This is a genomic window from Johnsonella ignava ATCC 51276, assembly GCF_000235445.1.
Taxonomy (GTDB): domain Bacteria; phylum Bacillota; class Clostridia; order Lachnospirales; family Lachnospiraceae; genus Johnsonella; species Johnsonella ignava.
The window spans coordinates 20,138-30,047 of record NZ_JH378829.1; the positions used below are offsets into that span (position 1 = coordinate 20,138).

The following is a 9,910-nucleotide window of genomic DNA, read 5'->3' on the forward strand; positions in this document are numbered from 1 at the left end:
TCTCAATCCATCATCAAGTTTAAAAGTTTTGTGGAAGCCTTTAACCATTGATTTTACTTGGATTTATTGTACTATCATCATTATAGCATTATCCCCAACACCCTGCACCCCCGTAAGAACCATCAGTTCATCAAATTTACAACCGGGATTAAAAACTCTCTTTACCATGCCTACTAAAATGTGTTCCATAATCCAAGCATTTAATTTTGTATCTTCCGCTCCAAGATATTTAGACAAAAGATTTTTAATATAGGCTTTTCCGTCATAACTTAATGATTTCATATACATAGCAGGCAAGTTTATCGTTCTTTTATGTGCAACAAAAGTAATTGCATCTTCCATACGACTTTTAGAATATTTGATGCCAAACTCTCTCTCGATTTCAACACCGAGGATATTTGTCATATGGTCATTCCATTTTCGAATTTCAAAATCAGAACTTTTTTCTCCCCTCAGCCATCCATAAAACTGAATCGTCATTCTGCAAGTATCGAAAAATATATGACCGGATAAAATATCTCTGCTCTTACAAAAGCAGGGATTTACTAACACAGTAATGATATTGGTGGTTGTGCTTTTGACTTGTCCTTTTTCTGTGATTTCAAGCTCACGATTCAAGTAATCGGAAAGCTCCGCATCATCAAATGTAAGCCAATTATTCAATCGAATATCCTCCTTTTCTTCTGTGATAGTTATAATCCCAGTATCTTTGATTGCCTCCCTGCAATGCTTTTTTAATACTCTCATCCAAATATCTTAGATAGCCTGCTTCCGTCATTCTTTTGCTTTTATCTCCCATTCGATTCAGTGCAGATCTCAGGAAGATTTCTTTCATCATTTCTGCGTTTCCGTGCGTAAAGCTGTTTAAGAAAAGAAGGAGTACAAAATCATCTTTGCTTGGATCTCCGCTTGTGTTCGATCCTTCAAACAAAGCCTTCGCCCTCGCATTATGTCTGCACATTATCTCTATAACTTTGTTGCAATCAGGAACCCAGTCATCAATCATTCGATAGTGTCTAATCGCTTCTTTAATGCTATCTTTCGGAGCAAATAATTTATAGTATTTATCCAGTTCCTTTTGCTTTGGCTCAATTGTTCTGACAGTCATACTCCCAAACTTTAAGATATTTCCTGTCATAGCAATGCACCTGTTTTCCTGATACATCTCCACTTTTTCGATTTGATTATTGAAGTTTTTTGCAATCACACCCTTAGCAAAGATATGAACACCTTTCCCGGATTGTGAGAGTTCTCGATAGGTGTCATTGAAGTCATTTAGAAAATCTCCAAAGCTATCATCAACTCGATATAAGTCGATACAAACAAATGGATCATCTTTGCTTAGCGCAAAAGACAATCCATCCGAGCCACTACTTTCTATATTTTTAACTGCCGTTTCAAAATCCGTCCAATGCTTTCTATCGTTCCAACCATCTGATTTTAATGTGATTGGGCTGATGGGTATTTTGGAAATTTTTTCTTTTCCCCATTTGTCCACTTTTACAATTCTCTTAAACCACAGCCATTGCTTATATTGCCTTAATTCCTGCGGAATATTTTGTAGATAGTTCTCCTTGTTTATCATGGTAACCTCCTAAAATTTTTATTGAGAACGGAAGTACAACCTGATAAAATAATCTTGTCAGGGATGAAATACCAAGTTGTACTTTCATCTTGCCTTTGGTCTTTTGGCTAAAGGCTTTTATTTTTCTAGTGCCGCTTCAATAATTTTACAAATCATCTCAAGTGCATATTTGTCCTTTTCAGCCATATCCTCGTATCTGTTTATCCTCCGAAGCTCCGCTAAAATGTTTTGCAGCTCCGTTTTACATTGATCGATCACATTCCTTGTTGCAACAACCTTTATCGGTGCATTCAATATTGCATCCGTCATATAATCTTGTCTGTTTAACCCTGATAGTGCAATTTTACTGAATATGATTTCTCGATCCTTTTCAGTAGTTCTGAAAACTATTGTTGCCCGTCGCTTTCGGTTTTTATCAGTCTTTACATGCTTGTCTTTGTCTTTTTGTTTTCTTTCTTCTTCCAAAGCTTGCCATTCTTCTTTGCTCAGCAAATTTTGGGTCTTTTTCTTTTTGCGATTAACCGCTTCGTCACAGCTTGGAAATTTCGGTGCTTTCACTGTATTCTCCCTCCTTATCCAACCTATTCGCCATATCTATCTGTTTGTTGGGAAACATATGACTGTAATCCATCAACACCTTTATGCTCTCATGTCCTGTTCTTGCTGCAATATCAACAGGTGTAAAACCCATTTCGATAAGCAGCGATATATGGCTGTGTCTCAGTGCGTGAAGCTTGATTTTCTTAACTCTGGACTTTTTAATCCCTCTCTGCATTTCTTTGTTAAAGTAAGTTTTACACTTCGGGAAAATTTGTTCCTCATCAGAAAAGTATTCTATCTTTAAGAAATAATCTTGAAGTTCTTTGATTAGAAAATCCGAAAGTATGATTGTCCGCTTACTTTTTGGTGTTTTTGGATCGGTAATGACTTCTTCTCCGTTAATTCTCTGTGCTGATTTGCTGATTCTCATTGTCTTTTTCTCAAAGTTAAAATCTCCTTTTGTCAAAGCTCTGAGTTCACCCAAACGAATTCCCGTCCAATAAAGCAGTTCAAAAGCATAAAATGAAATGTCCTTGTCCTTAACAGCTTCTATAAACTGCAAGTATTCCTCTTTCGTCCAAAATGCCACTTCCTCATCACTCTTCTGCTTTCCGATTCGTCCTGTTATCTTGCAAGGATTCTGTTTTAATCCGTAGTACTTGACCGCATGATTGAACATACAGCTAAGTTGTGCATGGATCGATTTCAGGTAAGTTGGCTTGTACACTTCTCCTTCCGCATTTTCAATATTCAAAAGTACATTATGCCATTTCTTAACGACTACAGGCTTTATCTCGCTGACTTTCATTCCTGTGAAAAACGGGAGTATTTTCGTTCTTATCATATGCTCCTTTGTCATCCAAGTATTAAGCCTTACAGTTCCAATCACATCGGATTTATACAGTTCAAAATAATCTTCAAATAACATATTGAGAGAACCTGACATTTTAACCGTGAAATTCCTCTCATACGCTATTGCATCCTTCTTGGTTTCAAACCCTCTCTTCAGCTTTCTTCTGCTTTCTCCATCCCAGTCTTTGTAATAGAATGAAACGAACCATTTTCCGCTTTTTTCGTCCTTATATGCCGGCACTATTCTTCCTCCTTTGCTTTGTAGATTTGTTCCATAAAGTATTTCTTATTGATTTTTCCTCTAAGGATAAGAAAGCCGTGTTCAGCAAGTTGCTCATTCATATCTCGGATGATCTTATAAGCCTGTTGCTGCGAAATATTTAGTAAATCGGCAACCTCTTTTGAATTAAGAAATAATTTTTCCATCGTACTTTCCCCCTTTCTTTCCAGAAACTTATTTGTTTCTGTTTCTATTTTAGATTATAAGTAGCTTTTTTGTTTCTGTCAAGTCCTTTTTTTATTTTTTATTTTTCTATTGAATTTTTTCTTGTTTTCGATTATAGTAATAAGAGAAACAAATTTGCTCCTAAGGAGGTGATAAAATTGAGTTTGGGCAAATTGATAAAGAAATTCCGTGAACTACGGAGAATCACTCAAAAAGCATTAGGAGACAGAACGCATTTAGATGATGTTAGAATCAGACAATATGAGCTTGATATTCGCACTCCCAAAGAGGATGTTTTGGAAAATATATCTACTGCACTCCATGTAAATAAAGAGTATTTAAAAGAACCTGATTATCCCTACACGGAACATGATTTGATGAGGTTTTTGTTTAAGCTGGACGACAGCATTGAAGTCAATATAAGACCTGTTACCCTCAATGATGAAGATCCTGAATATACTACCACAGGTATTTATTTTGGTAGTGAAGCCATTCTTAGAATTAGAGGCATGCTTGAACAATGGCAAAAAATGAAGGAAAAATACGAAAATAATGAAATTACAAATGAAGCATATGAGGATTGGAAGGCAAATTATCCCGACAGTCTAAAAAAAGATTATGTTCCTTTTGAAGAAAGTAATCTCAAGCGCTTTCATAACTCTATGTCAGTCAAAGTCCCACCGGATCAGTCAAAGTCCCACCGGAAATAAAATAAACACAAAAAAGCACATAACTGAAAGATTTTTTGGTCTTAAAGTCATGTGCTTTATTTTTATTGTATTACACATTCATTGAATTATTGCTTTATCATATTTACAAGGATTCACATGCATCCTCCTAAAGTAAGTATTACTATTGTATGTTTATATCCTTTATTCTTATTGCTGCACTCCATGACAATAAAATAATCACTATCATTCTCATCCTTTACAACGATACCTTGGGAATAATCAGTTTTCCAAAGTGGTTTAACACCATAATATTTAGCCACCAATTCGTTCGTTGGATTTGGGGCTTCCACACTGAATCCATTTTCAAATAACCATGCATGATAATTTTTAAGTGCTGGAGGATAACCCATTATCTTAAAGGACATCATAATTGATTGTTGAAATTCTATTTCTTCTAAAAGATTAATTACATACTTCTCAGTAGGATTAAGTCTGTATCCATCGACCGACATTTCGTTTTCTATGCTGTCATTAAGATTAATTTTTTTCATATTTCTCTCCGTAATATTATTATTCTTCTGGTACTGCCTTTGTATAGGGTTGTTCTTTTGATATATAATCATCTATGGTTAAAAATGATCTGCCCAACTCGTTTATACTTAAAGTCAACATATATTCAGCTACTTCTCCTGAATAGTCAATGCTACGCATAGGATTTAATTTTTTTCGAAATTCTTCAAATGAATCTCCAACAATAAGCCATTCTTCATCTTCTTTATCATAATAACAATGATATTCACGCCACAATGATTCGTCTTCTTCCATATAAAAATCTTCATCAGCTTCAAAATCTGCCCAAGGGAACAACTTAGGAAAAACTTCAGTGTAAGGGGTAAAAGGAAAATAATATGGATATGAATATCTCTTTTCATTTTCTCCATCATCAACAATCAATTCTGTCTTTCCTTTGCCACTACTCTTGTGTATCCATTCTGTTGAATGAAGTTTAACTGTTCCGCCATCTTTAATAATCTGGATGAATTTCTTTTGAGATAACAAAAAGTTATAATTTAAAACATGTTTTGGTAGGTTGGTAAAAGAAAGAAGTTTTTCATTTGATGAATGATTTAAAAATGACTGAGCAGTAGGAACTTTAACAAAAAAGCCCTTACCTCTACCTCCTTTTGTTCTTTCAATAGTTTTATCAGTTAATTTCTGCCAAATGCACATATCATCATCTGGATTATATAAAACTACAATGCACGGTAAGGAATTTGTAGTCCAATAATTATATTGTCTATCATTTATATCTCTAAAAACTATATAATCATCTTTTTTATCCCTAAACCAACTGGAACCTGATTTAATTTGCAATGCTAAAAGTTGTCTGTTCTTGCCAGACTCGTCAACAAATTCCATATGAGCATCAATGCCGATATCATCAACTGGTTGTTCTCTAAATATCCATTTATTACGTACAGCAATTTCAGCACAATGATGAATCCCTATGCGTTCAATTGTATTCGCCATAAAAACACCTCCTTTTTTATGTTATTAGGTAATTATCAATATATAAATAGTTTTAAGAATAGTAAGATATCACCGGCATTAGAAATTCAGAGCTTCGCTTTTATTGACTTATACTAAATCCACAAAAGCTTCCCACCTAAACGATAGAAGGCTTTAAAGAATTCACCTAAATTCAACAACTCCCTTTTGAACCTATTATTTCAGCTTTTTAGTATCAAAATAGTATCACTCAAGAGTTTTTTGCTCCTGCAAAACGCCGAAACGCTGTATTTTCAACCGTTATATAACAGAAACATATTTGTTGCTGTTACTCCAACTCTATTCACAATACTTTGAGCTATCGTTTTTATATTACTTTACTGTACTATATTATACTGATTTTAACTTTTGATGTCCATATTTTTTCTTTTACCGCTTTTTTGTACTCAAAATGCACTCAGTCAAATACTATACAATATGATATTTCAAAAATATATTCCTATATATACCTTTATCTACATACTTACCGTATCTTCCGTAGATTACAATATACACACCTAAAAAGCTTTATATGAAATTTTTTTGTTTTTTAAATAGTTGTCTAAGTCAACCCTTAGCCCATCCGTCAATTTATTCCAAGTAGAGAGTAATGTATATTGATTTTCAGTGATTCTTTTTCTAACAGTCTTCAAAACCTTGTTAGGAACATCCCCAGACAAAACTTCACCATCTATAATTGATATACTTGCATTCCTATCGCCATAAAACTCTATATGCACATGTGGCACATTATGCTTGCCTCTTTCCTTAGAATACATACGATATTTAACTCCATCTTCGGCATCAAGTACGTAACCTGCTTGATGTGAATATATTAAGTAAATTAATATTTTACTTTTATCTATTTTTAACCTGTCCAATAATGACAAAAAATTTAAAGATAAGTCATCTACTCCAAATAATATGTCATCTTGTAGAATCCATAGTGGAAGCGGCCCATATTCAAATGCAGAATCATAAAAAAATCCCAAATATCTGAATAATTCTTTTACAAGTTCATCTATCGTGTCATTTTCTTCATAATCAAATTCAAATTCACCTTTTGAATACTTATTGAAATTTAATCTAGCCTCTTCATCATTTGTTCTTCTTGCAACGCTAAATTCTGGTACTGCTATTCCTGGAGAATTAGAAGTGTATATATCTTTATAATTATCAAAAGCTACATTATATTCTACTTTAATTTTACATTTCATTATATTTCATTCCCTTATTTTTACTTATATTCCAGTAACATTCCATACTTAGTATTCTTATACTTTATATATTTTCACATTAGTTTATGAATAATCAATATTAAAATTATTTTATTTAGTAATCTTGGTACAGAAAAATATACTTATTTTTCTTCAATTCTACAATTCTCAATCGCATACTCCAAGAATACACCAATAAGTTCATTACGGCTATACCCTGTCCGTGTAGAGATATTGTCAAGTTTTGAAACTATTTCTTCTTTAATACGAATAGAGAATGTCCTATATCCATCGTCACCTTTTGCTCGTTTGGGTTTTATAATCAAATCTTTATTTGCCATATATAACCACCTCCTAAACATAGTTTAGGTTTGAAAAGTTGTGAAATATATGTTATAATTTATGTTATAAATTGCATGAGGTGAAATATGACTTTAAAAAAGGAAAACTACGAAACTTTGAGAGACGTTGCCCAATTCAGTTTTGAAGAATGCTACGCTGGCTTGAATACCCTTTTATATAACGAGCCGAATTTCAGAGCCTTTGTCGAACGAAAATACCGCTTAAAAGCCTATAAAGAAGAGGGGGAATTTTACATGACGGCAAATGAACGCTTTTTTCATACCATAGGCTTTATAGACGCGGTAATATGGTTAGAGCGTTCCGGATATATTTTACAGGATAACCCTTATGTATGTAAAACACTTCAAGACAATGGTGTAGGCTCTCCCGCATGGAAAATGCTCAACGGATTAGCTAATATCGTTGAATACGGCGATGATGAATAGTAAAATTAAATTATTGATTTGAAAAGGAGTAGCTTTTATGGAAAATCATAGCGGTAAAATATTAAAAATACTATTATTTTTCGGTGTATTCGGATATCTGCAATATTATGATTATAGCCGTGGAGCTTTCAAACTTGGCACTGTCACAGGCGGGTTAATGATGGCTTCGGCAGTATATTTGATTGTGTCCCTCTTTGGAATAATCTTAAATCTATCCAGAAACTATATAATAGCTATTTTCGGAACAGGCGCACTTGCTTTATTCCTTGCTTTTAAACTGGACGAAATCATCTCCAAGGTCTCTTGGCTTAATGAAACGATTGTTGTGGTTATTTTGATAATTTTTGCAGTGCTGTGCATTGCCAAGGATTTTTCTATCCTTAAGCCTAAACAGACTATTTCACCATATTCACCAAGCGATTTTGCTGATACAAGTACACCTTTTGACGAAGCAGACCCAAACCAAACTATGCGTGCGAGTATGAAAGCAGATCCTCAATCTGTTCTCAATCTATCCAATATGTTAGAAGAACAATGGGGACGCAAGCCCAGCTATGATGAAGTTATGGACTTTATTGACCATTTAGCTATTCCTGAAAATGAGAAAGAATATGAAAATGAGGGGAGATAACACTTTATGTATAAAAATATAATTGATGTCCGCAAGGACACCCCGCAGGATAAACTAAAAACATTGGCAGGGATAGCGGACAGGGCTTTTGATAATCGTGCAGGAAAAGTTGACAACACAAGCGATACACCTTATCGTTTTATATACAGAGCCGATGAAAAGCTGTTCGTGTGTCTTCAATTAGGCATGCTCACTTTAGAAAAGAATACGAACTTTTTGCCTTATGTAAGTGCGTGGATTTGGATTGATGAGAATGACCCCGACGAAAATGAAGATATATTGGCTGAAATCCAAACTTCGATAAATTGATACCAAGAACATGCTACATGTGAGGGTTTTATCAACACAAGGTTGAAAGAATATATAACATGAATAATTTTTATTATAGAATAGTAATAGATGTTTGCAAGGACACCTCAAAAGAAAATTTGATAATGTTGGAAGAATTAGCAAATAAGGCTTTTGATAATCGTGCAGGAAAAGTTGACAACACAAGCGATACACCTTATCGTTTTATATACAGAGGGAGTGACAGTGAATATGCTTGCCTTGAAGTAGGTATGCTTATTTTGAAAAAGCAATCTAATTTCTTACCGTATTTGGAAGCATGGAATTGGATTGATGAGAATGACCCCACCGAAAGTACCGATTTATTAAAATTATTCACAAAAAAATCTTGAGGTGAATTTATAGCTATGACAAATGAAAAAGCATGAAATTTTGCAATCGGTATTATGCAGATGGACGGAACAAAGCCATCCGATGATTTTTTGAAGTTGGTCGAAAAAGAAAAGCGTGGCGAAATTACAGGAGATGATATAAAACGTGTTTTTTACAATAAATACAAGGTAAAAGAAGAGAGCAATGTACAAAGTAGTGATTGATATTCGCAAGGACACTCCGTAGGAGATAAAGTGCAAGAATTGTGGTAGTGTTGATATGGTTTTTTAGAAAGATATTTATGAGCGTTTCCCCCATTTTTGGCAATGCCGCACTTGTGGCGGTTTGTTTAATACAAATATGACGGGTACGCTGTCTATTGAGGATTTACCGCAAGATATTAAAATAAGAATCCTTAAAGATATTGAAAGATGATAAGTGATGAAATAGGCGTAACGAAACAGCATTGGAGTGGTAGCATTTAAGTAGAGTTGGTAAACTCACCAAATCTATGGTATTATTAAAAACACAGAGGTGATCAAAATGCAATACGACAAAACTTTTAAAGAAGAGGCTGTTAAGCTATCCGATGAAATTGGTCTTAATACCGCTGCTAACCAACTCGGTATTCCTTATTACACCCTTTCGGGCTGGCGTAATAAACGTAAAAAATATCAGGAAACCGCATATGTTGGAAGCGGTAACAAACGTTTATCTAATGATGCCAAGGATCAAAAGATATGCGAGCTTGAAAAAGAGGTTTTAGAACTTCAACGGTCTAATGACATTCTTAAAGAGGCTCTCGGTTTTTTCGCCGTAAGCCGGAAGAAATAAAGGCTCATTACCGTTATCAGTTCATTTATGACAAGCACAATGAACTTTGGACTGTAAAGCTTATGTGCGAAACTCTTCATGTAAGCATTTCAGGTTATTACAAGTATAAAAACAATCTTAATAAACCGGTAAAGATAAT

General features: G+C 34.2%; 16 protein-coding genes. 7 read left to right on the forward strand and 9 right to left on the reverse strand.

Annotated features, from left to right (window positions below; all coding sequences use genetic code 11):
• Positions 1 to 63 precede the first annotated feature (63 nt).
• The 5 genes from HMPREF9333_RS00100 to HMPREF9333_RS00120 all read right to left on the reverse strand — a co-directional run bounded on the left by HMPREF9333_RS00100 (position 64) and on the right by HMPREF9333_RS00120 (position 3,403).
• On the reverse strand, positions 64 to 663 hold the full coding sequence (locus HMPREF9333_RS00100) for a VapE domain-containing protein (protein ID WP_005538915.1): 600 nt from the start codon (positions 661 to 663) through the stop codon (positions 64 to 66).
• Entirely contained in the window at positions 656 to 1,585 is a 930-nt protein-coding gene (locus HMPREF9333_RS00105) for a hypothetical protein (protein WP_005538917.1), read from the reverse strand. The genes HMPREF9333_RS00100 and HMPREF9333_RS00105 overlap by 8 nt, the downstream gene beginning before the upstream one ends.
• 117 nt (positions 1,586 to 1,702) lie before the next feature.
• Positions 1,703 to 2,143, reverse strand: a complete 441-nt coding sequence (locus HMPREF9333_RS00110) for a plasmid mobilization protein (RefSeq protein ID WP_040882000.1) — start codon at positions 2,141 to 2,143, stop codon at positions 1,703 to 1,705.
• The gene (locus HMPREF9333_RS00115; protein ID WP_005538921.1) at positions 2,115 to 3,218 is read right to left on the reverse strand and encodes a site-specific integrase; all 1,104 of its coding nucleotides are present in this window, start codon (positions 3,216 to 3,218) and stop codon (positions 2,115 to 2,117) included. The genes HMPREF9333_RS00110 and HMPREF9333_RS00115 overlap by 29 nt, the downstream gene beginning before the upstream one ends.
• The gene (locus tag HMPREF9333_RS00120) at positions 3,218 to 3,403 is read right to left on the reverse strand and encodes a hypothetical protein (RefSeq protein WP_005538923.1); all 186 of its coding nucleotides are present in this window, start codon (positions 3,401 to 3,403) and stop codon (positions 3,218 to 3,220) included. The genes HMPREF9333_RS00115 and HMPREF9333_RS00120 overlap by 1 nt, the downstream gene beginning before the upstream one ends.
• 183 nt (positions 3,404 to 3,586) lie before the next feature.
• On the opposite strand from HMPREF9333_RS00120, the gene HMPREF9333_RS00125 reads away from it, so the two are divergent.
• Positions 3,587 to 4,132 (forward strand): helix-turn-helix domain-containing protein, encoded by a 546-nt coding sequence (locus tag HMPREF9333_RS00125; RefSeq protein WP_242822295.1) that lies wholly within the window; start codon positions 3,587 to 3,589, stop codon positions 4,130 to 4,132.
• A gap of 113 nt (positions 4,133 to 4,245) precedes the next feature.
• Here the strand turns inward: HMPREF9333_RS00125 and HMPREF9333_RS00130 are convergent, their stop codons facing one another.
• The 4 genes from HMPREF9333_RS00130 to HMPREF9333_RS00145 all read right to left on the reverse strand — a co-directional run bounded on the left by HMPREF9333_RS00130 (position 4,246) and on the right by HMPREF9333_RS00145 (position 7,199).
• Complete coding sequence (locus HMPREF9333_RS00130; protein WP_005538927.1) at positions 4,246 to 4,644, reverse strand: hypothetical protein; 399 nt, start codon at positions 4,642 to 4,644, stop codon at positions 4,246 to 4,248.
• Positions 4,645 to 4,663: 19 nt separating this feature from the next.
• Positions 4,664 to 5,623 carry a DUF4365 domain-containing protein gene (locus tag HMPREF9333_RS00135; protein ID WP_005538929.1) on the reverse strand — a complete coding sequence of 320 codons (960 nt, stop codon included), beginning with the start codon at positions 5,621 to 5,623 and terminating at the stop codon, positions 4,664 to 4,666.
• A 536-nt stretch (positions 5,624 to 6,159) separates the two neighbouring features.
• Complete coding sequence (locus tag HMPREF9333_RS00140; RefSeq protein WP_005538930.1) at positions 6,160 to 6,858, reverse strand: DUF4160 domain-containing protein; 699 nt, start codon at positions 6,856 to 6,858, stop codon at positions 6,160 to 6,162.
• 143 nt (positions 6,859 to 7,001) lie between these two features.
• Positions 7,002 to 7,199: a ribbon-helix-helix domain-containing protein gene (locus tag HMPREF9333_RS00145; RefSeq protein WP_040882001.1), complete on the reverse strand. Its 198-nt coding sequence runs from the start codon at positions 7,197 to 7,199 to the stop codon at positions 7,002 to 7,004.
• Between the two features lie 87 nt (positions 7,200 to 7,286).
• Between HMPREF9333_RS00145 and HMPREF9333_RS00150 the strand changes: the two genes are divergently transcribed.
• The 6 genes from HMPREF9333_RS00150 to HMPREF9333_RS00175 all read left to right on the forward strand — a co-directional run bounded on the left by HMPREF9333_RS00150 (position 7,287) and on the right by HMPREF9333_RS00175 (position 9,771).
• Positions 7,287 to 7,646 (forward strand): hypothetical protein, encoded by a 360-nt coding sequence (locus HMPREF9333_RS00150; protein ID WP_005538931.1) that lies wholly within the window; start codon positions 7,287 to 7,289, stop codon positions 7,644 to 7,646.
• A gap of 37 nt (positions 7,647 to 7,683) precedes the next feature.
• Positions 7,684 to 8,277 carry a hypothetical protein gene (locus HMPREF9333_RS00155; RefSeq protein ID WP_005538932.1) on the forward strand — a complete coding sequence of 198 codons (594 nt, stop codon included), beginning with the start codon at positions 7,684 to 7,686 and terminating at the stop codon, positions 8,275 to 8,277.
• 6 nt (positions 8,278 to 8,283) lie between these two features.
• Positions 8,284 to 8,586: a hypothetical protein gene (locus HMPREF9333_RS00160; protein WP_005538933.1), complete on the forward strand. Its 303-nt coding sequence runs from the start codon at positions 8,284 to 8,286 to the stop codon at positions 8,584 to 8,586.
• A gap of 59 nt (positions 8,587 to 8,645) precedes the next feature.
• Positions 8,646 to 8,957 (forward strand): hypothetical protein, encoded by a 312-nt coding sequence (locus HMPREF9333_RS00165; protein WP_005538934.1) that lies wholly within the window; start codon positions 8,646 to 8,648, stop codon positions 8,955 to 8,957.
• 54 nt (positions 8,958 to 9,011) lie between these two features.
• Positions 9,012 to 9,161, forward strand: coding sequence for a hypothetical protein (locus tag HMPREF9333_RS00170; protein ID WP_207635704.1), 150 nt, complete (start codon positions 9,012 to 9,014; stop codon positions 9,159 to 9,161).
• Between the two features lie 319 nt (positions 9,162 to 9,480).
• Positions 9,481 to 9,771 carry a transposase gene (locus tag HMPREF9333_RS00175; protein ID WP_005538936.1) on the forward strand — a complete coding sequence of 97 codons (291 nt, stop codon included), beginning with the start codon at positions 9,481 to 9,483 and terminating at the stop codon, positions 9,769 to 9,771.
• Positions 9,772 to 9,910 lie beyond the last annotated feature (139 nt).